Genomic DNA, 22,035 nt, shown 5'->3' on the forward strand with positions numbered 1-22,035 from the left:
AGATTGTCAATCCTGCGCCTGCAATAGTGTCACCGTTACAGGAAGGATCAACACCATTCACTGATGTAAATAAGACAATCTGTGAAGAGTCTGTAAAATTCCTTTATGACAATTTGGATATCATAGGTATAGGTCAAACATTTGGAGTAGAACATCCGATTAAGCGAGCGGATGCTGCCGTTATTATGTACAAACACTTGGATCTTAACGCCCAAAGCAATGTCCCTGAAACGAATTTTAAAGACGTGCCGGCTCGTGCAGCTCAAGCTGTGGCAGCTCTTAAATATCATGGTATTGTCAACGGCAAGTCGGATGTGTACTTTGGGGCTGCAGACAACATTACACGGGGTGAAGCAACCTCGTTTCCTTTGAAAAACAATGAATTTGTCCCTATTGAAGTAACAGCTAAATAATTTATCCCTACGTCTACACCCATCACTTTAGAAGAAGAGGAAACAACCTTCGGTTCAAAGGAAACCGACACAGACATATACCATTTCCCTTTTTTCTCATAAAGCTCGCCGGCACCTAATTTTGCTTCGCCGGACAATATTTTATCAAGCCAATGCTGCTGATAGAGCTCTGCCACAACGGGAACACCGACTCGTTTCTCTAATGTAGGAAAAGAGAGGTTGTATAAGCCGTTTTCTTTTTCAACTTTTAAATTTTGGTTGTTAAAGGTACACCAAAAACGGCGAAAGGCTTTTGCTTTTTGATTTTTCTTTTGTGACTTCACTTCCCGGATGGTTTGGTTGACAATGGCCGAAGGCAATTTGTCCGCAGAAAAAAGTTTGTAGACCTTCGAAGTGGCTTTTGAAAGTTCATCATACTGAAGAAGCCAATTAGAAAAGCCGATGTTTAATTCGGTCATTTTGCAGTATATCTGTTCTTTTGCATGGGTTGGCTTCATTAGTTCTGGCTTTAAAGAAATGGTTTCCGTTTCGTTCCTCCTTTCCGAAAAATTAGATTGTACCAATTATACCAAACAAACGTTTTGTATACAAAAGAGATAAGCTAAAAGAAAAAATCGAACCTTTGACATGTCTGAAGACATGCCCGGTTCGACCTCGCTATCATCCCACACCTGAAGGAGTGGACTTTCCCGCTCGTAAGGTCTGTAAGTCCAACGGATTCTTCTCCTTTGGCGAGAGCCAGTTGTTCTTTCTTCGACTCCTGATCCACTACATACAGCTTGGCACACGGAATGCCGCTTGGTGATACACCGAAGTCATAATGTTTTAAAACAAAGCCTTTTGAATCTGCTTCCTCCGGAGAGGCCGTCTGGCTTTCTTCTGTTGAGCTGCTTTTTGGTTCTTCACCAGATGATGGCAAACCTTCCTCTGCCTCTTGAGAGTGAACAGGCTGTGCAGATTCAGGCGTATGGCCTTCAGGACTCTTTTGGTAATCCGGCACAAGATTTGCCTGTTCGCTTTTAAACTCTTCCATCCCCATTTCCTCGGCTGTATAAAGGCTGCCAAGCAGGAACTGTCGTCTAAAAAGAGCACTTCTGCTACCTTTATGATCATTACGCTCGGCATAGCATCCCACATAAGAGGTCCTCCTTGGCCACCCTCTCTCTGTGAGCGTGCATTGGCTTTAAAGTATTTTTGAAAATTAACAAATACCGCGCAGGGACGAAACCTCTTATGAAACATCACCGCGTAGGCACCAATGATTTTCCCCCGCTTTTGGCCAAACACATGCCGTACATTCCCTTCTGATGGGATGAACTCAAACTCATCCCGCTTTCTTACTTCCGCTGCACAAGGGGCACCGACATAATCGGGATTCTGGGCCGCTGTACGAAGCAGGCCGTCCCTTGTGGTGATAAAATTTGTCCGTGCACCCTGTCTTGTTTTGCATTTTCGGAACACAATATCTCCAAGCAGCGGGTCCAGCCCAAACGTTTCGCAGAACTTCCACGAAATGTCTGGCTTCTTCCTGTGTTCCTCCATATGGCCCGACAAAGCGGCTCCAGATCAATGACTTCTGTTCCTGGGAAAAAACAAATGCTTTCTCCATTTTGACAAACACCCTTTCTGAAAATTTTTATATAAAAAAAGCGCACTGCTCTTAGGGAGCAAATACGCTTCTTTTAACGAAATCAATGAGCATTTAAACACACAAAAAACGGCTTGATCTATTGCGTAATCCACCGATTTAAGGTCTGCTCTATTTAGGCATAGTGAAATAAGGATTACATGCCTGCTTTTAAAAAATCCAACAATCACTTTAGGATGGCTGAGCCATCGGCCTGCTGTTTCTTTGATCTATGCGGTGCATAGTAAGAATAGCAACTGTCACTTTGTGTCGATTCTCCCTTGGCAAAATGAAGGGGATAAAACGACTTTCACTTTGAAGTGACAAATAAATTAAACTATCGGGATAGAGTAACAAATATTCTGATAATATGCAAATGCAATACTCTCTCGTTATTACATTTACATATTATCATATAGAGGAAAATAGAATAATAGAATCACTGATATAATAGGTTTTTTCATCTTTCATTTTAAATAAGTTACCATTCCGTTTTCGCTAAATATTTTAAATATGCTTTTCTACCTGGTGGATTCCCATTCCAAGGCTTATTTTTGCTAGTAAAGTGAATAATTGCAGGTTTAGTGTTTATTTTATTCATACGATTAGCTCGAACATTCCATTTTTCATCTAGTTTTAGCCATTTATCTTGTAGAACAACATTCAATCCATCCTGGTCGGGATATAACAACTTGGAAGGATTATCTTTAATAAATTGGAGAACTTTCGTCGAGATATCATGTTCTCTCCACTTCTTTAAGTTTATTAATAGAACGCCCGAATTAAAATACCCGTGCTCTTTTGGGATTAATAGTTTCTTACGTCTCTGATCATTGTCGTCATAAACCGCTGCCACATAATAATCATCTATATTTGTTCCCCACAAATTCGTAATATCTTCTTTTACAATTAGGTCACAATCGAGATAAAGGGCTTTGTGAAAACTTTCGGGTAACAGGTCAGGAATAGATATTCTGCAAAACATTTCTATGCTATAGTAACGATTTATTAATAAATCATCATATAAATTAACATTAATAAATAAAAATTGAGGAATTACATTAAATCTTTGTAAAGATTTCTCTAATTTAACTTTATTCTGTACTGAAAGGTTACCTCCATCAATGATATAAATATTTATGAGATGGTTTGAAACCTTATTTTCTAACAAAGAGTGTAACATTACAGCTAAATGTTTGGCATAATGATCGTTCGTTGAAGCCAAAATTATAATCTTTTCCAACCCTTCACACCTCTTTATAAAAGATTTTATTCAAAGGGCTTATTAAGCTTTTCTATGTGCGAAAGTTGAGTTAATAATTTAGAAATACTAATAATTAAAAACATAACTTTTACTTCCACCCGTCAATGGCTCTCTGATACAACTCTAAATACCTGTCAGTCATTCTTTCTTTCGTAAACCGTTTGGCAACATATTTCCTCAGATCCTGCGGTTTGATTGGCGAATCACCACTTACTAATTTACCCATATAATCCAAATCACCACAAATGAACATAGGCAAACCTTCTAACACGTCTAGAACCCCTCCTCGACCATATGCAGCAACAGGAGTTCCGCAAGCCATTGCTTCTACTAATACCAGTCCAAATTGCTCCTGTTCTTCATTCGGAAAGACTAGCCATTTGGCGCGCCTCAATAGAGTTTGCTTTTTCTCCCCATGGACTTCGCCTACATAGGTGATATTTGATAATCTTTCTATTTGTGGCTGTATTTCCCTAAATAGCTTCGCGCTAAAGACAGGACCGGCAATAATGGTCCTGATGCCTGTCTGTTCACCTAATTTTATAGCGTCTTCAACACCCTTTCCTTTGTCGATACGCCCCAAAAACAACAAGTAGTCTTCCTTTATTTCTGAGAAAGTATACGATTCTAAATCAATGCCGTTATGCACGTAGGCCCCCTTGTACTTATTGGTTGACTGCAGCAATTTTGTTTTACTAACGTACACTGGGCATTTCACAGAAATATTCAATCTTGATTGAGTATGAATAGTGGAAATAGTAGGAATATCCAAATGTTCACGTCCAATGACTAATTGGTTTGTGTGATCATGAATGACATCAATATCCTTTGGCAACGTCTGAAGTACAAAGTCCTTGATATTTTTTTTGTTAAATCCTCTCTGTCCATAGGGAATAATAATCCCTTTACTTTTGCTATCAGCCGGAGCATAAACATAAACTTCATGTCCTCTCCTAACCAACTCATCCGACAGGTTATAAACTACTCTTTCTATTCCTCCGCTTCCGGGAAGAGGCATAACAACTGGGGCAACCTGAACAATTCTCATACATGTTTACCTTCCGTAAAACAAGTTGACTTATCATACCGCACGATTCTCTCATATAAAATATATGGCATTAACTTTTTAATCACGTGGATCTGGCTTCTATAGATAGAGAGAAGATTTAATTTTTTCTGAAGCAGGCGGAAGGGAATGACATCGTTTGAGGTATCAAAGACATAGAGATTATGATGTCCTTGATCATGTAAAATTTTTGAGAGTGATTTGTGTTGGGAATGTCCATACTCCCCACAAAGATTATGTGTAACGATGCGACTAGTTCTATACTTGCTAATGACCTTCCTTAAATCCTTTCCAACTAGCTGCACATCAAAGCTTCCGCCATATATATCAGGGTAGTCCCATATTTCATATGAAGCTCCAGCTTGTTTCATTACCTGATGAAATTCTTTTGAACGGATACTGTCTTTGCCATTGGTTAGGCATATGACCTTCCAACCTTGTTCTCTTAATAAAGCCGCTCCCCCGAAAATCGATTCATCATCGGGATGGGCGACAAACATGAGTTTATCAATCAAAACGTGACACCTCATTTTTAAATTTTACTACCAGAAATTGCATTCTCAAATAGTGTATGTAGAGATCACGAAGGATGACACAGTGCATGGATAGGACAAATTGAACAAAAATTTAGTGCCGCATTCCCCTTCAAAATCTTCGGCTTAGTGGGGGTTAGGCGCTAATTTTTTGTTCAAATGTCTTTAGTGAAAATCATTTATAATCTAAAAATAGCAAAAAATTGACCCCTTCCTATGATTCATCTAGGAAGGCTTTTTCACGCTTGCAACGTTAGAATAAGTCCAAATAATTTATATACAAAAAGAGCTGCCCAATTAGAACACCTCTTTTTAAGCAGACTATCATGGCCACAACCTGCAATATTTTTTATTTTTATGGTCACACATTTGGTTATATTCTTTATAAAAAAGCTGTTTTCGTGGCCACAAATGGTCATATTACCAGCGAACTTCCTGCTCCTTACCGGTTCTCCACCGTCTCTGGATACAAGTTATGCTTCATCATATAAAGGTGATTACAGATACTGCTAGGACTTGACTTATCCATTAACATCCGCTTTATTTCCCAAAGCAACAGCGCCACACTCTCTTGAATATGCATAGACCAAAGAGAAGAGAAGCAAGGAAGCTGAGTATTGCAATAATGAGGGTGAAAGTAGCACCAATGGTTTCTAGACCAAGGAGCGAGAAGAAACCAGGGATTACAGGTGTTGCCCCCCACACCGTTAGCAGCAGCAAGACTACACCCACTAAAAACCCTAGGAACATCTCAAAAACACTACACGTAGAATGCTTCGTAATCACAGAAGTCCACCTCCTTTCATAGGACTAATTGTCCTACTATATAATACGTGGCTGCTTGAAAGTTCGTTAAAGAGAAACGCACAAAGAAACTAAAAAAGTATTAATAAAAGGCCCCTGATATATCCTGAAATTTTTTGTTTCTACTGTTGCGCAAGGAAAACCGGACGATTGCAGTCCAAGCGAAGCGATATGGCAACGCTGTCGGAGTGAAAGCTGTCCATTGGGTAAGCGCTACCAAATGGTATTATCGAACAAATGAGGAATGGGTCATAACGAATAATACGTTTACCAAAAACGTCTGCAACTGCGCAGAACGGCTTAGCGTGAGATTAATCGACCGCAGCGACTTGATAAATTTAATTCCGGAAAGCAAGGCGATCCACTCAGGCACAGGAATAGCCCCGTCCGGTTTAATCCGGCGGGGTTATTTTATTTAACACTTTTCGAAAACAGTGCCACACCGCAGTTCATTGACAATGGGACAAGGCAACGTTACCCTGACAACAACCGAGTCAGATGGGGCGGCAGTAAGTATGATAAAAAGACCGAAGTAAAAAATATTGCGCACCAAAAAGCCACCGTCTATTAAACCGATGGCTGCCCTGTCACTACTGATCCGTCGACAAAAGCGAATCGCTGAATGTATAACCAAGATTTTTACCGTCACTCCCGTAGACATGAACGTTATTCAAGTTGGTCAAAGCACGATATTCCGCATAATAGTAATAATGATTGACTACCATCGAGCCAAGTTTATTAACGGCCAATTGGCGCACTGCATCATCGTCTGTTGACGCTATAGTCGAATATATCTTTGCGACATGCTGGTTCGGCACGATTTCAACTCGGTCAAACAACGCAATGCCATCATTGCTTGCAAAATTTGACCGGAATGTTTGAGTAAATTTCTCTGATAAAGCTTCGTCTACCGTACCAGGATATTCTTGCACCGGCTCTTTCGCAGAGACAAAAACGATTAATGCTATTATCAAACTAAATACAATAAGCGCACCGATCATTTTAACATTTACTGCTTTAATCACATTTATCGTCTCCCTATTGAGTTTAGATAAGTGTAGACGAGAAATATTGAATTCATACATGGGAAGGCGCTTTACTTTGTTATTCCTTGTTATACCGCACTTATGTTGACACTCCCACGGCTAAAGCCGCAAGCCCTTCACCTTGCGGTGAGACGGGTGGGATTCTGAAGTGCGAACGCGTTTTCAGTCCATTTCTGTTTAGAACTCGCCTTCAGTTAAGGGCGGTGTCATCAGCCCATCCTGCTTCGTTATGTATGCCTTCGGCATACATGTACCTAACAGGCGGTCCTGCTGTTACCACAGGACTAGGTTAAACTGCTTGCTTGTTTTTCTTTTTTGAAAGGCCGCTGATGGCCTTTGAAATATTAATGGCCGCATTCGCATCGGCATGAAGTTGATACTGACATTTGACACACGCAAACGTGTGTCTTTTTCGATTCTTTTTGTCTACATGGCCACATTTACATGTTTGAGAGGTATGATGTGGATTCACATATTCAACTTGAATCCCTGCCATTTTGGCTTTGTATTCAATAAACTGCTGAAGCTGATAATGTGCCCAAGAATGCAGATTCCTGCCTGCGTCTTTTTTTGATTTGGCTTTACGACGAATGCCTGTCAAATCTTCCATTCGAATGCAGCGAACACCGTTCTCTGCAGCGAAATTCACGATTTGTCGGCTCATTTTATGATTTAGATTTTTCATCCATTGGGATTCTTTATTTTTAGAGGCTTTAATAACAGAAAGAAGCTTTTTTCTTCCCAAGGTTTTTCTCCTTGAAGAAAATGTTCTTCGAATAAAAGCAGCCTCATTTCCTTTGAAAAACAATGAATTTGTCCCTACTGAAGCAACAGCTAAATAATTCAGCCCCACGTCTACACCCATCATTTTAGAAGAAGGGGAAACAACCTTCGGTTCAGAGGAAACCGCCACAGACATATACCATTTCCCTTTTTTCTTATAAAGCTCGCCGGCACCTAATTTTGCTTCGCCGGACAATATTTTATCAAGCCAATGCTGCTGATAGAGCTCTGCCACAACGGGAACACCGACCCGTTTCTCTAATGTAGGAAAGGAGAGTTTGTATAAGCCGTTTTCTTTTTCAACTTTTAAATTTTGGTTGTTAAAGGTACACCAGAAACGGCGAAAGGCTTTTGCTTTTTGATTTTTCTTTTGTGACTTCACTTCTCGGATGGTTTGGTTGACAATGGCCGAAGGCAACTTGTCCGCAGAAAACAGTTTGTAGACCTTCGAAGTGGCCTTTGAAAGTTCATCATACTGAAGAAGCCAATTGGAAAAGGCGGTGTTTAATTCGGTCATTTTGCAGTATAGCTGTTCTTTTGCATGAGTTGGCTTCATGAGTTCCAGCTTCAAAGAAATGGTTTCCATTTCGTTCCTCCTTTCCGAAAAATTAGGTTATATCAATTATACCAAACGAGCGTTCGGTACACAAGAGAGATAAACTAAAAGAAAAAAATCGAACCTTTGACATGTCTGAAGACATGCCCGGTTCGACCTCGCTATCATCCCACACCTGAAGGAGTGGGCTTTCCCGCTCGTAAGGTCTGTAAAAAACAGTCAAATTTTTTTTACGCGTAAATTCTGGGCAGCAGATACGGTATATTCATAGGAGGTACTCTGGGGGTCAGCGCTAATAAAAAAGCAACTGTTTCTCTGCCCCTGATTCTCTTTCTTCGTATTGGCTTACAAGCGATCGCGTTTTTAGTCATAGTACGGCTTTATCATAAGTTCTGTCGCAAGGTAATGTCGGTCATCTAGCCAGTTGATTGGGTGTTTTAAAATCCTTCTTCAGATGGCTGTAAGCTGAATGTCTCCGTTTGTCCGCCCCATTTGATCATCACTTTCACATCCTGATCCTCTTGAGTTACCGCACAGCCGTCACACCAGCTCACCGTTTTGATTAAAACACCATCTTCATTTAATTCGTCTGTTCCTTTTGAGCTTCCAGAATTCGTTTCAATAGAATAGCTGATTTCCGCTGGCGGTGCACCTTTTCCTGTATATTGGATTTTGTACTCCGTGGATTCACTTTTTTTACTTTTGGGCGTTACTTGGTAATTCACATACCAATTTGTACTTTCCCCTGCAAAATTATAGCGCGATTCCCATCCGCTTTGACAGCCGCTTAACAACAAACTTGCCATGAAAAGAAAATAACAAAGATGTTTTTTCTTCATACTGCTCGCCCCTTGTATTCTAACTGCTCTTTCTTTGTACAATATAGAGCACCTTATTACACAAATGATCTGGCTGGTTCAGCTTTCGAGTTACTGCTGCTAAAATTATTTTAGCACAACATACTATAAAAGTAATTTTTTTCTATATGATTAAATCGCTTAGAGATACCACTCCCTATACATCGCGCATTTGGTATTAAAGGTTATTTAGCCGAAAGTTCACTTTCTGTTACCCATTTATGATTGGTTACTTTTTCTCCGCCATTAGTCGGCGTGTAATCAATCATATACACTGTGGTCTGCTCAGCTGATTCAATTACGGCTTTAGCACCTTCCATGCCTTCCATGTGATCCGCGTCTAGAGTAACTTCTGTGCCAGGCTCTATCGGTTGTTCACCAGCATCCTTGATCTCTTCGTGAATAATCCATTTGTGATTTGTCACTCGTTCACCGCCGGTCGTTGGGGTATAGGATAGTGTATACACGGTTGTATCGTAAGCACCAGCAATGGTTGCCTCAGCACCTTTCATGCCCTCCATATGACCATCTTGAATAATACCTGGGTTCCTATTTTAAAAGCTGGATTTTCTGCTTCTTTTAACCCTTCAGGAACTTCGGCTGAACCAGAATGATTCATTTCTTCGTGGCTGGCTTCTTCTGGGCTTTCTGAATGATTCATTTCTTCATGGTTTGTTTCTTCTTCTACCGCGTCGCTCCCGCATCCACTTAAACCCATGATTGCTGCAATACCAAGCATACAGATTGTCTTTTTCATTTTTTTACCTCTTAGTTGTTAATATGAGCAGGCTTATCCGTAACTGTTTATGTATTAAAAGTATTTTATCATTGCAATGGTCAAGGAAATAAAAGATTTCTCCTTGGATCAGGCTAATTTATCTTTCAGCATCCTTTATATATTGTTGTACTACTCTTAACATTTCTTATATTTTCCTCTCCAGTCGCAAAAAGCCATATTTCGTAGAATTTGAACAATTTTTCTGTTTGAAAACCATTTAGAAGCAAGAAAATACGCTGCTCTGCATATGCTCTTTTTTAAGATTGAATAGCCGCCCACACAAAGTTAACAATTAAAACTTTTTGAATAAACTGTTTAACAATGGTCCATAATGGTACTGTTCGTCCCAAACCCAACTCCTACAGCTCGAAACTATTTCTGCAGCCAGGTCCCCATCTGGCTATTTTTTTGCCTTTCTTTATTTTAAATTTCTTTATTCAGGATAAGGATAAGCACAAGCCGCTAATAAATTGTTTAAGGTTTCCTATCTGGATATTTATCCAACCAAACCCTCCAAAAAGCGGAATAGCTGCCAGGCAGCTGTCCCGCTTTTTTATTGTAAAGAATAGGTTTGTTTTCCTGCTGTTGGGGTATGGTTAGTAAAGTACCACCCCCACCTAAAGCTTACTCATCTTTTTTTCCGGAGAGCGTTTAGTTCTTCGGTTCTTTTTTGTTTATTTTTCTTTAAAAGACGATTTTGAAAATGCACCGAATACCTTCGCTTAAACGGGATAAACGCCTTCTTTTTATACTTTACATTTCAAGAATAACCCATCTCTCGATCATTTCGCTTTTGTACTCGTCATTAAGAAGTATCGAATAAACTTGAACTGAATTACACATAATAAACCGAGTTAAATGATAGGAAAGGAGGGGCACACATGGAAAAGAAATACTTATTAACTGTGATGTCTGCTGTTTTGTCGCTAGGATTACTGTCAGCGTGTAATGGCGGCGATGATAATGAGCCAGATACTTCCGAAGAACCTTCCGAGCAGCAGCAACAAAATAATGAAGAACGTGAAGAAGACGATGATTAATTCTTCAATAAAAACGATCTATCTTCCCGCTTTAATCCCCTGCCCGCCTCTTTAGTGCGGGATTTTAATGTTACCCCACTTTTTTTGTGAACTCTTCTATTTTTCTATCGATACTTTAAGCAGGCTTTATACTGGGCAGCTTTTCTCTTAATATTTGCATGTAAAACTGCTGTTTTTCCAGTTCCTCTAAACGGTATTTTACGCTGCAATTAAAATGATTTCTAAAAAGCCATTATCATTCTCCACATTTTTTAAGCACTTTTCATGTTAATCGTTTGGACGAAGAGTTTAAAATAACAAATTCATGTTCTTGTTATGCTAACATTACAACCAAATAGTTCATATAATGTAATTTAATGATAAAAAGGAATGGGCAAGCGTATAGTGGTAACTAAAAAGGATGAAGAACTATGGAAAAAAACAATGGTTGTTGAACATGAAGAAAGGCTTCGACAAGCGATGCTGACTAGCAACGTAAAGGCCTTAGATGAGCTGATTGATCATGACCTTATTTTTGTTAACCACTTTGGGCAAGTCCTGACAAAAGAAGCTGATCTAGAAGCTCATCGTTCGGAAGTAGTGAATTTCACAGATATTACAGTAATGGAGCAACGAGTAAAACTTTTAGATCTTTCCGCAATCACTGTAACAAGAGTTTCTTTAGAAGGGAATGCAGGCGCCGATTCAATTGAAGAGGAGATGTGCTACATGCGAGTTTGGCGGCCTATCGATGGGAAACTCAAAATTATCTCGGGCCATTGCAGTTCCGTTAAATAATCTTGAAAAGGTGAGCAAATTTGAGACCGATATTAACAAAAGTACTCCCTGCAAAAGAGTTTCGCTCTTATTATTGGCTGAAGGAAGAGCTGCAAATCTTTTGCAGAGAAAATGGAATGCGTGCTTCTGGATCGAAACAGGAAATCACTGATAGAATTGCTGTTTTTCTTGAAACAGGAGACATCCAAAAGCCATCAAGAAAAACAAAACAGTCTCATCCTAAAGCTCTGCAGGAAGAATTGAGCTTGGAAACGGTGATTTCTGAACATCACCGCTGCAGTCAAGCAGTGAGAGCTTTTTTTAAATCAGTTATCCCAAACTTTCATTTTTCTATATACAAAACTATTTTAAAGAGAATAGCGGTAAAACGTATAGGGAGGTTGTCAACGCCTGGCACGAGGAGCATCAGCGTTTAAAGGACCCTGCATATAAAACCGACATTGCTCCCCAATTTGAGTATAATCAATTTATTCGGGAATTTTTTGCGGATCCGTGTAATAAAGGTAAAAGCCGAAAGGGTGCCACCAGCGCATGGAATACTGTTAAAAAGCTCCCGGGAAGCAACAGATATATTCCTAGTTGAAAGATAAGCCCTGCACTTTTTAGCTTTTAATAAGATGCCAAGCAAACATATCCAAAGAAAAATTTAAAAATCCTATTTTGTCTTTCAACGCTCTGTCATACACACATTTCTAGATTGACATACTAAATCCTGCAAGAGATTATTTGAGCATCGCAGAGCAGCATAAACTGATTTCTGCTCCTTGTATGTTTCTGTATGAATTCTCCTCAACGTGTACATAATAGGTGTAGTGAGGAAACCCCCATTTTCTCATGCAATATCCCAGTCAACATGCGCAGTCAGAGCCCCCTCTGGCTGTTTTTTTATTACGTCTTGTGTTCGGCAAGCATAGTAAAGTGGTGGTGATAAAAATGGATTTCCCAACTATAGATACGAATTTCTGGGACGCGGTCATTGCCGTTCCTTTGGTTATGATCTTAACCCAGATCATTAAGTTGAAATTCAAACCGTCCAAGGCGATCGTTCCTACTATTGCACTGGTGATTGGGCTTCTTATTTCTGTCTTCATTAGTCATCCGCACCATTTATCTTCCGGTTTATTTATGGGCTGGTTTTATGGATATGCGGCGGTTGGCTCATATGCCTCCTTAAAAGCAAACGTCATTGCTTTTTTAAAGAAATTCCATGATAAGAAACACAAGTGAACAGCTCGTTTGGTCCGCACAAAGAATTCACTCTAACCATTCATCTCTTGTTTTGATGTTTTTAAACATGCTTATCTTTTTACGCAGCCAGGTATTCCGCAAGGCTGCTTTTTTATCCCCTGGCTTTTGGACTTTTAAACGGAATGACTTCTTTAAATAAACAATCCCTCGCATCTCTTTGGATTTATCGTCTCTCTGATATTCCCTATCTTCTTTGCGAAGCACTGTGAATATGTATCGTTCTTCTGAGTACTATGCTACAAACCAAATAACAGACCCACATACCGAATAATGGATGGCAGCAACACGATCCACCAGCTCCAGTCGATTATGCCCAAAAATTTCAAAAGAACAAAAATCATCGTTAGTGCGTTTAAAATCCCCATCGCGTCCTCCTTGTTTTTTAATAAGTAAACTGTTTCTCCCTATTAAGCATGTCACGAGCTGTATCTGCTCTTTTCCATTCATTCAATGGTTATATTTTGTATACGCAAGAGAAATCTTACTCCTTCTTTTTGAAACCTCAAGCATAGATCACCTGCAATGGCGTGCAGAAAAGGCTCATAATTCCTTTTTCTTCACTGTATATTCGTATATTTGTAGACAGCAAGGTTACATCATATTGCCTGTCTTGATCTATGGGGGATTCAATCAACACGTATGATATGATATTTAATATTAATCCATAGGAGGTCATTAGAAATGTTTTTCGCCAACACTCCACCTCCCCCTTATTATGCAGTGATCTTCACTTCGCAAAGAACGGATAAGGAATCGGACAGCTACCATAAGGCTGCCCACAAAATGGTCGAACTTGCTTCTAAGCAGCCAGGATTTTTAGGCGTTGAAAGTGCAAGAGAACAAAACGGATTAGGGATCACAGTCTCCTACTGGGATTCATTAGATGCTATTGGGCAATGGAAAGAAAACTTATCGCATCAGCGAGCACAAGAAAAAGGCAAAAAAGACTGGTACTCATCCTACATAACCCGTATTTGCAAAGTGGAAAGAGACTATGCAAATGAAAGCCAATGATTAACTTTGTTTTTGGCAAGAAAGAAAAGGACTTCTCCTATAAGGGAGAGGCCCTTTTTAATCGGCCTCGTTTTATTTACGCTTCTTTGAAACTAACGATGGATACCGGAATATTTTCTGGCACATACACTGAAGGTGAACCTCTCCAACTAATTGCTCCGCAATTTGATGGAGCATCTCTGTTAGAGACATGAAAAACATGCTCTGACTTCATTGATTTTCCTGCTTCATCGATATTTGCCCTGTTCTTACGAACAGGGTCTTACATCATCTCCACAGGCGTTGTTTTATACTGTTCGGGCGGGACCTCGACCTACAGTTGTAAAGGAATTATATTGCCGGAATGAGTCCTATCTGTGCCAGCCCAGCTTTTTCAATGTTTAAGGCGGCATTATGGTCGCGGTCCAACACAAGACCGCAATCTGGACAGGCATGCGTTCGGATGGAAAGAGATTTTTTCACCCTTCTTCCGCAGCCTGAACAGTCCTGGGTTGTAAAATGTGGCTTCACTTTGACCAGCTGGCCACCAGTGCGCTCACATTTATACGCCAAAAACTGGCGGAACATTCCCCAGCCTGCATCATGAATCGATTTGGACACTTTTCGGTTTCTCACCAGATTGCGGATGTTCAGGTTTTCTACACAAATGACGCTATAGGTATTTGCAAGGCGGAACGATATTTTATGCAGGAAATCCTTCCGTTGGTTCGCCACCTTGGCATGAAGCTTCTGCAGCCTGGCAGCTTGTTTTTGCCAGTTTGAGGAGCCTTTTGTCTTTCTCGAAAGCTTCTTCTGGGCACGCTTGAGCTTTTTCTCCTCTTTACGGAGAAAGCCCGGGTTTAGAATCTCTTCACCGTTCGACAGAACGGCAAATTTCTTGATGCCGACATCAATACCGGCTGTTTTAGAGGCTTGATGAATAAGCCTGCGGCGGGTCTGCCTGTCTTTCGACACAGAAAATAGCAAACCAGCGCTCACTCTGGCGCTTAATGATCACCTGTTTGACTTTGCCATCTAGTTTCCGGTGGAGGCAGATATCTATTAAGCCCAGTTTAGAAATGAGGAGCTTTCCTCCTTTTCCGAAGGAAACGGCCCGCCGGACAGTATGCATCTTTCCTTTTTTGTCTTTTTGTTTACCTATGCCAAACTGTGTGAATGTAAAGGAATGGTAGTCTTTATGTTTTTTTAACGTAGGGTAGCGGGCTTCTTTTTTGAAGAATTGATCAAATGCTTTTCCCAGCCTGTCTAGTGTTTCCTGAAGGGGCTGGGAAGGCACTTTTTTAAGATATGGATAGTGTTTCTTAGATTGGGTTAACAGAGCACTGAGATCAGATTTAGTCAGGTTTTTCTTGTTTTTTTGATAAGCTCTTTGTTTATCGAGAAGAGCGGAATTATACTGCTGGCGGCAGAGGTTAACCCATGAGTGAAGGGTGCTTTTTTGTTCTTCAGTCGGAAAAATTTCGAAGCGGTAATTCAGCATCATCCCGATCCACCTCCAGTATTTAACAAATACAGTATATCAAAAAGAAAACATATGTTTCAACTACTAAGCAATGGACACAAAAAAGAGGCCATTCATCTCCCACTAATTGCGAAGCAATTTGAAGGAGTCTTCTGGCCTGTAATGCGATAAAAGGAGTTTTATGCTTATGACAAATGGACCTCAGCTATCCAGTGAACAATTAAATGCGGTTTGGTATGCGCAGCAAAATTTTTTAAAGCATGCCGCTCTTGAATTGCATTATGAGCGATTGAAAATGGCCAACGCGAGTGATCACCAAAAGTATTATCAATATGCTGAATTGCAATATTTTCATAAGTCCCGGGCTCTTCATTTTAAAGGCCAGTTTTCAGCTGCTTCTTTTATGTAAAAAGTTAAATAAAAACATGAAAAAGCCGGGATAATATCTTGTCCCGGCTTCCTTCCTATTGATTCATCCATTATTTATTAATCACAATCGATAATTTATAATTCGCATGCTTGTTTAAATCCACTAAAAATTGATCTAATATTTCATTGGATGGAAATCTGCATTCAAGAAGATAACAGCCATCACCGCTGATTTTATAATTATTTATTACATAATTATGTTGTGTTTTTATAAACAAAAGATATGGCTGATGATAAGGGCTATTTGTATAGATCGTAATCAAAGCATGTATAAAACACCCTAATTTAACTTGATTCACTTTAATGGTGTACCCTTCAATTACTCCATTATCCTCTAATTTTGCCACTCTAGAAGCGGCTGCTTGTCCTGTCAAATGGACCTTTTCACCCAATTCTTTCATAGTAATGCGGCTGTTTTGAGATAACTCTTCTAATATTCGCATATCTGTATGATCCAGCATTCAATCAATCCTTTACATATGGGTGTAGAATATTTTATGTGAATAAATTCTCCTCAATGAATATGTCCTATCAAAATGAATTTATCTGCTGAGGGGATCGGGTAATGCCTTCTTTCCCTCTCTTTAGTGAAAAACCGCCACATTCACTTTTGTAAATGGTTAAAATTAAATCAGCATTCGTTCTCTATACGTGGTTTTAAATGGCCCTCTACATCTCCCTAATTAGGATGGAGGATAGTCTACTTTAAAACATAATACGTTTCACTTTCAAAATTCAAGTCAAACGGCCAAAAGACTTGATTTTATCCATGTAAATGCAAACGGGCCACAGTATAAACTATACGTAGATCTAAGAAAAGGAGGTTAAGAACATGAATATACAACAAATTCGAAATGCAACGATCGTTGTCCAATATGCAGGAAGGAAGTTTTTAATTGACCCATTTCTAGCCGAGAAAGGTACGTACCCGCCTTTTCCAAATTCGGTAAGACAAGATCAAAACAATCCTTTAGTCAGCCTGCCCACATCCATTGAAGAAATCATTAACGTGGATGCTGTTATTGTCACTCACCTCCATTTAGACCACTTTGATGATACGGCCAAAGAAGCACTGCCAAAAGAGATCAAAATGTTTGTTCAAAATGAAGAAGATGCTGGAGAAGTGAAAAAAGCCGGCTTCCAAAATGTCGAGGTGCTGCAGGAAGATACCGCCTTTGAAGGAATCCAGTTAATCAAAACAAAAGGCGAGCATGGAAGAGGAGAAATCTTGAAGCTCACTGGCCTTGTGTGCGGTGTTGTTTTCAAGCACCAAGACGAAAAAACGTTGTATGTAGCTGGGGATACCGTATGGTACGAAGCGATCCAGGAAGCGCTCGATGCCCATAAGCCGGAAATCATCGTAGTAAATGGCGGAGACAATCAATTCCTAGAAGGCGGTTCTCTCGTAATGGGGAAAGATGATATCTATGAAGTGCATAAAGCTGCCCCTCACGCCAAAATCATTTCTGTTCATATGGAAGCTGTAAACCACTGGACATTATCCAGACAAGAATTAAAAAGCTTCACTGCGGAAAAAGGATTCTCTACGAGCCTCTTAGTGCCAGAAGACGGCGAATCTTACACATTTTAAACTGAAAGACGTCCAGACACTGTCGTCTTCATTTTATTTCGTCTAATTTTTAAGCATTCATTTGCTCTTCCGAAATATAAGAAGCTCGTGATTATATCATTGATAATCATGAGCTTCTTATTTATTTAATTATTAGTCAACAGCTGACCAAAACGGCTGATAAAACGGTGACCTTCCAAGAAAGGACCGACAAAAGGAAGTTTAAAAAGCTGAAATTTATTTTGTTAGGAAGTGCAGTCTATGATAAAGGAAATAGAAGACACCAGCGGGTCAAAACAGCAGCCTGCCTGGCTGCAAGGTTATATTGATTCACCAGAAAAACAAAAACAACTTTATAAAAAAACATTAAGAGTGGTAATCCTTGCACAAATCTTCGGAGGAGCAGGACTTGCAGCTGGCATAACGGTAGGCGCCCTTCTCGCACAAGATATGCTGGGGACAGAGAGTGCAGCAGGGATTCCGGTTGCTTTGTTGACTTTAGGATCTGCGGGAGCCGCTCTGATTGTAGGGCGGCTTTCACAGCGTTTTGGGCGCGGAATAGGACTCGCAGCCGGTTTTCTTGCTGGCGGACTGGGTGCGGTCGGCGTTATCGTCGCTGCCTTACTCAACAGCATCATGCTTTTATTCGCTTCCCTGCTGATTTATGGAGCTGGCACCGCTGCCAATCTGCAGGCACGATACGCAGGTACAGACCTGGCGACACCTAAACAGCGGGCAACGACTGTAAGCATGGCCATGGTTTCGACTACTTTTGGTGCAGTAGCGGGCCCTAACCTGGTCGGTGTGATGGGGGAATTTGCGGGTTCTATCGGGATTCCAGCTTTGGCTGGTCCCTTTATCTTAGCGGCTGCTGCTTTTATCCTTGCCGGACTGGTTCTTTTACTTTTTCTTCGCCCAGATCCTTTAGTTATATCTACAGCGATAGCGAATGCTCAGGAGAAAGATGGAACTGTGCAGCAAGAACCACATTCGGAAAGTGCTGCAGTAAATAAAAGAGGAATTGTTGTAGGCGCTGCTGTTATGGTTTTGACTCAATTTGTGATGACGTCCATTATGACCATGACACCCGTTCATATGGGACACCATGGGCATAGTTTAAGAGAGGTTGGGCTGGTCATCGGTTTTCATATAGGTGCCATGTATCTGCCTTCGCCTTTGACAGGCTTGCTGGTAGATAAAGTGGGTCGCACGGCAATGGCTGTTGCTTCGGGTGCTACACTTCTAGCCTCCGGTATACTGGCAGCTTTTGCACCGGGAGACTCAATGGCACTGCTTATCTGCGCGCTGATACTGCTTGGTGTTGGCTGGAACTTTGGCTTAATAAGCGGCACAGCTCTTATTATAGATGCAGCACACCCATCTGTTCGGGCAAAAACACAGGGATCGGTTGATGTCCTGCTTGCATTATCGGGTGCCTCAGGCGGTGTGTTAGCAGGCGTGGTAGCCGCCCATTATAGTTACGCGGCACTATCTCTTTCTGGAGCTATTCTGTCACTATTGCTTATTCCTGTGGTGGTTTGGTCTCGAAAGACTCAAAGCAAAGACCCGGTGTAAGATTTCTCTACTCTTTTAATGAGTTAGTCTGGTATCAATGCAGCGTTTTATCTAGGAAGGGACGATTAGACTCTAGTGAATAAAGGCAGCTTTCAGCAAGTAACTAAAAGCTGCCTTTTTCTTATTTCCTCGCCTCATGTTTAGCCATGAAAAACAATATTTGATTAATTTCTTCTCACATACCGCTGGTTGCCCTAACGCTGGGCAGCATTGTCATCCCTTCTTTGATCAATATACAAAGAACCATCCTGCTGCACCTCTGCATAGAAGATATCTGAAAGAGACTGAATATTTGTCTTCTGTAACTCTTGGTCCAGCCATTGTTGATCCAGTTTTAACTTTTCGAGGTTTCGGCTATTCACTACCCCATCTGTTATGACGGCTGCAGGCATTGGAAAAGCATACTGAGCTTCCGGTATATTGAGATCTTTTTTAGTGGCTGGCTGTTTTGTTTCTTTCTTCATCACCGAAAGGCTGCCGTCTGTTTCAAAAATCGCATAATCCACATCCGATACGGCAAAAACATCTTTTTTTCGTAATAAAGAACTTAATGTTTCCATATCCACCCGGACTTTGCGCAGGGCACTTTCCATGATCTTTCCATTCTTAATCAAAATAACCGGCTGCCCCGTCATGATCTTGCGAATCTTTTTAGACTTGATATCCAAATATCCAAGCAAAACCGTAAACGCACTCCAGCTCGCTAAAGCGATCAATCCATCAAGGACTCTTATCGCAGGATCTGTTGCTAGAGAAGCCCCAAGCGTTCCAAGGACAATCGCTGAAATAAAGTTCACAAAGGTCATTTGGGCAATTTCTTTTCTTCCCATGATTCTTGTTAATACTAGTAAAACGATAAAGGATAATGTAAGCCTGAGCAGCAATTCTGGAATTGGCATAGTTAAGGATACTCCTTTCTCTAAAAAAGTTTCTTATTGGACCGTATCTATCCAGATTCATAAGTGTTATATGGGAGTTTGAAATGTACGTTATGTATTGGCCAGCCTGATAAAAGCCAGGGCTGCTTTTCTTGCAGCTGGCTTCTTTTCGGCTTTTTCTCTTGGCCAATTTCTGCTTATGGTTATCATCGCCATACTTTTTGATATATAAACGAAAGCCGGGATGAAGTTGTTACTCTCCATCCCGGCTTCTTTTTTGCGCTCCCTGTTTTGCTCGTGCGCCTATTTAACATTTACAAACTTCCAAACTAAAAAAATCAGCTAACAACAACCGTGATTCCTAAAAAGAGACTATTCATTAGCAGCTTTTTATAAAAAATGACTGGACTAGATACCGCACTTTTTCTTACTGTTCTCTTGGCAAACTGGGGCGCATGCTCAAATGTATCCGGCAGGACGATTCTCCCAAAACAATGCCAAAAAGAGCGTTTATTCCATGCTCATACGCCAAGTCGCTTTTCAGAGATAGGGTCCGGTAAATCCAATGACGGTCACCTTATATTTTTCGTCGCTTTGGCCACGGTAATTGTATTTTTTTTACAAATTGTATGCCTATCGATTCGACTTTCATCGGGGATGACAAGGTCAGCATCTTTGACTGCTTTCTCAACATCCGCCGCTTTTCGTACACTATTAACTCTTCTTATTGTTTTCTACAAATAATAAATGCGGTTTTTATTTTTGTCATCCTATTAATATTGTTCCGACTTTATCCCCGCACCCTTACACTTCTGCTTAATCATGCTTCCCTACCCTAAAAATCCTAACCTAATCCCTTTCCTCTTTTATTTGTTTTCAGAGTATAATAATTGATTCTTTCGTATCAATCTTCTGGGAAATAGTTTTATAAAGTAACAGGCGGGTAACATACATACTGTACACCACAAAACTTGCATTTACTGAGGAGGAATTTTTAATGGCTAACAACAACGATAAAATGAGTCGTGAAGAAGCAGGACGCAAAGGCGGAGAAGCTACTGCAAAAAACCATGATAAAGAATTCTACCAGGAAATCGGAAAAAAGGGTGGAGAATCCACTGCTGAAAATCATGATAAAGAATTTTATCAAGAAATCGGAAAAAAAGGCGGAGAAGCCACTTCCGAGAATCATGATAAAGAATTCTATCAGGAGATCGGTGAAAAAGGCGGGGAAGCTCGCGGCAAACAACGCAGTGATGATTAATCAATTGGATTAGTATGAACATATGAAGGCGGAACAAGAACCGTCGTTGATTATTTAAAAAGGGAGTGCTTTGGCATTCCCTTTTTACTTTTTCATTTGGCATATTTGTAAAAACTTATTTAGGTATAAGCATCCCTTGTATTCTCCATAATAATTGAGAAAGATAAGTCATTATTGAAAATCTGGATTTTTATTTTCAAAACCATATTTATCAGCCGCCGTAGCAATCTTCAGCTGTATTTTCTTTAGATAACATTTGTTTCATTATTTTGTGTCTGCGCTCACGCCCTGACTTTTCTTAAGCACATTGACTAAAAAGAAAAAGGAATTTAATTCATGCATTTTCCTTGACAAGAAAACAAGTCCTATATAATAATTAATGTCGAATTAGAATTATTATAGTTACTTGCAGCAGTCATGGTTTTGATTGGGCAGGCTGGCTATAATACCTACAACCACTACATAGGAGGAATTTTATTATGTCTCTAATCGGAAAAGAAGTACTACCATTCTCAGCAAAAGCATTCCACAACGGTGAGTTCATCGATGTTTCAGAACAAAACTTTAAAGGTCAATGGAGTGTTGTTTGCTTCTACCCTGCAGATTTCACATTCGTATGCCCTACTGAGTTAGAAGATCTTCAAAACGAATATGCAACACTTAAAGATCTTGGCGTGGAAGTATACTCTGTTTCAACTGATACACACTTCACACACAAAGCATGGCACGACCATTCAGAAGCGATTGGCAAAATCGAATACATTATGATCGGTGACCCTTCACAAAAAATCTCTCGTAACTTCGACGTACTAAACGAAGAAGAAGGTCTTGCTGACCGCGGTACGTTCATCATCGATCCAGATGGCGTTATCCAAACTGTTGAAATCAATGCAGGCGGTATCGGCCGTGATGCAAGCACAATCGTAAACAAAATCAAAGCAGCACAATACGTTCGCAACAATCCAGGTGAAGTTTGCCCGGCTAAATGGCAAGAAGGTGCTGCAACACTTAAGCCAAGCCTTGACCTTGTAGGCAAAATTTAAGGAGTTTA

Annotated in this window: 23 protein-coding genes and 4 pseudogenes; 12 read left to right on the plus strand and 15 right to left on the minus strand. The window is 40.3% G+C overall.

Features of this window, described 5'->3' with window-relative positions:
* Positions 1-185: 185 nt before the first annotated feature.
* Complete coding sequence (locus M3221_RS26810) at positions 186-413, plus strand: S-layer homology domain-containing protein (protein ID WP_396120275.1); 228 nt, start codon at positions 186-188, stop codon at positions 411-413.
* A gap of 601 nt (positions 414-1,014) precedes the next feature.
* Here M3221_RS26810 and M3221_RS11365 read toward each other — a convergent pair.
* From M3221_RS11365 to M3221_RS11380, 5 genes and pseudogenes are all read right to left on the minus strand, one after another.
* On the minus strand, positions 1,015-1,548 hold the full coding sequence (locus M3221_RS11365) for a hypothetical protein (protein WP_251271888.1): 534 nt from the start codon (positions 1,546-1,548) through the stop codon (positions 1,015-1,017).
* 14 nt (positions 1,549-1,562) lie between these two features.
* A pseudogene (locus tag M3221_RS26815) lies at positions 1,563-1,955 on the minus strand (recombinase RecT); the annotation flags it as partial.
* A gap of 566 nt (positions 1,956-2,521) precedes the next feature.
* Positions 2,522-3,283 (minus strand): glycosyltransferase family 8 protein, encoded by a 762-nt coding sequence (locus M3221_RS11370; protein WP_251271889.1) that lies wholly within the window; start codon positions 3,281-3,283, stop codon positions 2,522-2,524.
* A gap of 109 nt (positions 3,284-3,392) precedes the next feature.
* Positions 3,393-4,352, minus strand: coding sequence for a glycosyltransferase (locus M3221_RS11375; protein WP_251271890.1), 960 nt, complete (start codon positions 4,350-4,352; stop codon positions 3,393-3,395).
* Positions 4,349-4,885, minus strand: a complete 537-nt coding sequence (locus M3221_RS11380) for a PIG-L deacetylase family protein (protein ID WP_251271891.1) — start codon at positions 4,883-4,885, stop codon at positions 4,349-4,351. Before M3221_RS11380 ends, M3221_RS11375 begins: the two co-directional genes overlap by 4 nt.
* A gap of 938 nt (positions 4,886-5,823) precedes the next feature.
* Here M3221_RS11380 and M3221_RS11385 point away from each other — a divergent pair.
* Positions 5,824-6,126 carry a restriction endonuclease gene (locus tag M3221_RS11385; RefSeq protein ID WP_251271892.1) on the plus strand — a complete coding sequence of 101 codons (303 nt, stop codon included), beginning with the start codon at positions 5,824-5,826 and terminating at the stop codon, positions 6,124-6,126.
* Between the two features lie 171 nt (positions 6,127-6,297).
* On the opposite strand, the gene M3221_RS11390 is transcribed toward M3221_RS11385, so the two are convergent.
* The 4 genes and pseudogenes from M3221_RS11390 to M3221_RS11405 all read right to left on the minus strand — a co-directional run bounded on the left by M3221_RS11390 (position 6,298) and on the right by M3221_RS11405 (position 9,706).
* A complete protein-coding gene (locus M3221_RS11390) occupies positions 6,298-6,732 on the minus strand; it encodes a hypothetical protein (RefSeq protein ID WP_251271893.1) in 435 nt (144 codons plus the stop codon).
* Between the two features lie 310 nt (positions 6,733-7,042).
* Positions 7,043-8,122 (minus strand): RNA-guided endonuclease InsQ/TnpB family protein, encoded by a 1,080-nt coding sequence (locus M3221_RS11395; protein WP_251271894.1) that lies wholly within the window; start codon positions 8,120-8,122, stop codon positions 7,043-7,045.
* 407 nt (positions 8,123-8,529) lie between these two features.
* The gene (locus M3221_RS11400) at positions 8,530-8,931 is read right to left on the minus strand and encodes a hypothetical protein (protein WP_251271895.1); all 402 of its coding nucleotides are present in this window, start codon (positions 8,929-8,931) and stop codon (positions 8,530-8,532) included.
* Between the two features lie 203 nt (positions 8,932-9,134).
* A pseudogene (locus M3221_RS11405) lies at positions 9,135-9,706 on the minus strand (YdhK family protein).
* Positions 9,707-10,608: 902 nt separating this feature from the next.
* Between M3221_RS11405 and M3221_RS11410 the strand changes: the two are divergent.
* The 4 genes and pseudogenes from M3221_RS11410 (at position 10,609) to M3221_RS11425 (ending at position 12,771) form a co-directional block, all read left to right on the plus strand.
* Positions 10,609-10,767, plus strand: a complete 159-nt coding sequence (locus tag M3221_RS11410) for a hypothetical protein (RefSeq protein ID WP_251271896.1) — start codon at positions 10,609-10,611, stop codon at positions 10,765-10,767.
* Between the two features lie 369 nt (positions 10,768-11,136).
* Positions 11,137-11,544: a nuclear transport factor 2 family protein gene (locus M3221_RS11415; protein WP_251271897.1), complete on the plus strand. Its 408-nt coding sequence runs from the start codon at positions 11,137-11,139 to the stop codon at positions 11,542-11,544.
* 20 nt (positions 11,545-11,564) lie between these two features.
* Positions 11,565-12,127: pseudogene (locus M3221_RS11420) on the plus strand (DUF6434 domain-containing protein).
* 350 nt (positions 12,128-12,477) lie between these two features.
* On the plus strand, positions 12,478-12,771 hold the full coding sequence (locus tag M3221_RS11425) for a hypothetical protein (RefSeq protein WP_251271898.1): 294 nt from the start codon (positions 12,478-12,480) through the stop codon (positions 12,769-12,771).
* 257 nt (positions 12,772-13,028) lie between these two features.
* Here the strand turns inward: M3221_RS11425 and M3221_RS26310 are convergent, their stop codons facing one another.
* Positions 13,029-13,157 carry a hypothetical protein gene (locus M3221_RS26310; protein WP_285880182.1) on the minus strand — a complete coding sequence of 43 codons (129 nt, stop codon included), beginning with the start codon at positions 13,155-13,157 and terminating at the stop codon, positions 13,029-13,031.
* 316 nt (positions 13,158-13,473) lie between these two features.
* On the opposite strand from M3221_RS26310, the gene M3221_RS11430 reads away from it, so the two are divergent.
* The gene (locus M3221_RS11430) at positions 13,474-13,806 is read left to right on the plus strand and encodes an antibiotic biosynthesis monooxygenase family protein (protein WP_251271899.1); all 333 of its coding nucleotides are present in this window, start codon (positions 13,474-13,476) and stop codon (positions 13,804-13,806) included.
* 330 nt (positions 13,807-14,136) lie between these two features.
* On the opposite strand, the gene M3221_RS11435 is transcribed toward M3221_RS11430, so the two are convergent.
* Together M3221_RS11435 and M3221_RS11440 are read right to left on the minus strand one after the other, a co-directional pair.
* Entirely contained in the window at positions 14,137-14,760 is a 624-nt protein-coding gene (locus M3221_RS11435; protein ID WP_251271900.1) for an RNA-guided endonuclease InsQ/TnpB family protein, read from the minus strand.
* Positions 14,711-15,289 carry an RNA-guided endonuclease InsQ/TnpB family protein gene (locus M3221_RS11440; RefSeq protein WP_251271901.1) on the minus strand — a complete coding sequence of 193 codons (579 nt, stop codon included), beginning with the start codon at positions 15,287-15,289 and terminating at the stop codon, positions 14,711-14,713. The genes M3221_RS11435 and M3221_RS11440 overlap by 50 nt, the downstream gene beginning before the upstream one ends.
* Positions 15,290-15,455: 166 nt before the next feature.
* Between M3221_RS11440 and M3221_RS11445 the strand changes: the two genes are divergently transcribed.
* The gene (locus M3221_RS11445; RefSeq protein WP_251271902.1) at positions 15,456-15,677 is read left to right on the plus strand and encodes a hypothetical protein; all 222 of its coding nucleotides are present in this window, start codon (positions 15,456-15,458) and stop codon (positions 15,675-15,677) included.
* A gap of 70 nt (positions 15,678-15,747) precedes the next feature.
* Here the strand turns inward: M3221_RS11445 and M3221_RS11450 are convergent, their stop codons facing one another.
* Positions 15,748-16,158, minus strand: a complete 411-nt coding sequence (locus tag M3221_RS11450; RefSeq protein WP_251271903.1) for an Lrp/AsnC family transcriptional regulator — start codon at positions 16,156-16,158, stop codon at positions 15,748-15,750.
* A 371-nt stretch (positions 16,159-16,529) separates the two neighbouring features.
* On the opposite strand from M3221_RS11450, the gene M3221_RS11455 reads away from it, so the two are divergent.
* Together M3221_RS11455 and M3221_RS11460 are read left to right on the plus strand one after the other, a co-directional pair.
* The gene (locus tag M3221_RS11455; protein ID WP_251271904.1) at positions 16,530-17,288 is read left to right on the plus strand and encodes an MBL fold metallo-hydrolase; all 759 of its coding nucleotides are present in this window, start codon (positions 16,530-16,532) and stop codon (positions 17,286-17,288) included.
* A 240-nt stretch (positions 17,289-17,528) separates the two neighbouring features.
* Positions 17,529-18,842, plus strand: coding sequence for an MFS transporter (locus M3221_RS11460; RefSeq protein WP_251271905.1), 1,314 nt, complete (start codon positions 17,529-17,531; stop codon positions 18,840-18,842).
* A 194-nt stretch (positions 18,843-19,036) separates the two neighbouring features.
* Here the strand turns inward: M3221_RS11460 and M3221_RS11465 are convergent, their stop codons facing one another.
* Both M3221_RS11465 and M3221_RS26820 read right to left on the minus strand, forming a co-directional pair.
* Positions 19,037-19,741 carry a DUF421 domain-containing protein gene (locus tag M3221_RS11465; protein ID WP_251271906.1) on the minus strand — a complete coding sequence of 235 codons (705 nt, stop codon included), beginning with the start codon at positions 19,739-19,741 and terminating at the stop codon, positions 19,037-19,039.
* Between the two features lie 551 nt (positions 19,742-20,292).
* Complete coding sequence (locus M3221_RS26820) at positions 20,293-20,448, minus strand: glycerate kinase (RefSeq protein WP_396120276.1); 156 nt, start codon at positions 20,446-20,448, stop codon at positions 20,293-20,295.
* Positions 20,449-20,717: 269 nt separating this feature from the next.
* Between M3221_RS26820 and M3221_RS11470 the strand changes: the two are divergent.
* Positions 20,718-20,981, plus strand: a pseudogene (locus M3221_RS11470) (KGG domain-containing protein); the annotation flags it as partial.
* Between the two features lie 482 nt (positions 20,982-21,463).
* A complete protein-coding gene (gene ahpC, locus M3221_RS11475; RefSeq protein WP_242236552.1) occupies positions 21,464-22,027 on the plus strand; it encodes an alkyl hydroperoxide reductase subunit C in 564 nt (187 codons plus the stop codon).
* Positions 22,028-22,035 lie beyond the last annotated feature (8 nt).

This window comes from Domibacillus indicus, assembly GCF_023715895.1.
In the GTDB taxonomy this organism is placed as follows: Bacteria; Bacillota; Bacilli; order Bacillales; family Domibacillaceae; genus Domibacillus; species Domibacillus indicus_A.

Excerpts from the sequence above, each read along its gene's own strand:
- M3221_RS26810 (WP_396120275.1), top strand. The coding sequence starts at position 186 with ATGTACAAACACTTGGATCTTAACGCCCAAAGCAATGTCCCTGAAACG.
- M3221_RS11375 (WP_251271890.1), bottom strand. The coding sequence starts at position 4,352 with ATGAGAATTGTTCAGGTTGCCCCAGTTGTTATGCCTCTTCCCGGAAGC.
- M3221_RS11395 (WP_251271894.1), bottom strand. The coding sequence starts at position 8,122 with ATGGAAACCATTTCTTTGAAGCTGGAACTCATGAAGCCAACTCATGCA.
- M3221_RS11400 (WP_251271895.1), bottom strand. The coding sequence starts at position 8,931 with ATGAAGAAAAAACATCTTTGTTATTTTCTTTTCATGGCAAGTTTGTTG.
- M3221_RS11410 (WP_251271896.1), top strand. The coding sequence starts at position 10,609 with ATGGAAAAGAAATACTTATTAACTGTGATGTCTGCTGTTTTGTCGCTA.
- M3221_RS11415 (WP_251271897.1), top strand. The coding sequence starts at position 11,137 with ATGGGCAAGCGTATAGTGGTAACTAAAAAGGATGAAGAACTATGGAAA.
- M3221_RS11425 (WP_251271898.1), top strand. The coding sequence starts at position 12,478 with ATGGATTTCCCAACTATAGATACGAATTTCTGGGACGCGGTCATTGCC.
- M3221_RS26310 (WP_285880182.1), bottom strand. The coding sequence starts at position 13,157 with ATGGGGATTTTAAACGCACTAACGATGATTTTTGTTCTTTTGAAATTT.
- M3221_RS11430 (WP_251271899.1), top strand. The coding sequence starts at position 13,474 with ATGTTTTTCGCCAACACTCCACCTCCCCCTTATTATGCAGTGATCTTC.
- M3221_RS11440 (WP_251271901.1), bottom strand. The coding sequence starts at position 15,289 with ATGATGCTGAATTACCGCTTCGAAATTTTTCCGACTGAAGAACAAAAA.
- M3221_RS11445 (WP_251271902.1), top strand. The coding sequence starts at position 15,456 with ATGACAAATGGACCTCAGCTATCCAGTGAACAATTAAATGCGGTTTGG.
- M3221_RS11450 (WP_251271903.1), bottom strand. The coding sequence starts at position 16,158 with ATGCTGGATCATACAGATATGCGAATATTAGAAGAGTTATCTCAAAAC.
- M3221_RS11455 (WP_251271904.1), top strand. The coding sequence starts at position 16,530 with ATGAATATACAACAAATTCGAAATGCAACGATCGTTGTCCAATATGCA.
- M3221_RS11460 (WP_251271905.1), top strand. The coding sequence starts at position 17,529 with ATGATAAAGGAAATAGAAGACACCAGCGGGTCAAAACAGCAGCCTGCC.
- M3221_RS11465 (WP_251271906.1), bottom strand. The coding sequence starts at position 19,741 with ATGCCAATTCCAGAATTGCTGCTCAGGCTTACATTATCCTTTATCGTT.
- ahpC (WP_242236552.1), top strand. The coding sequence starts at position 21,464 with ATGTCTCTAATCGGAAAAGAAGTACTACCATTCTCAGCAAAAGCATTC.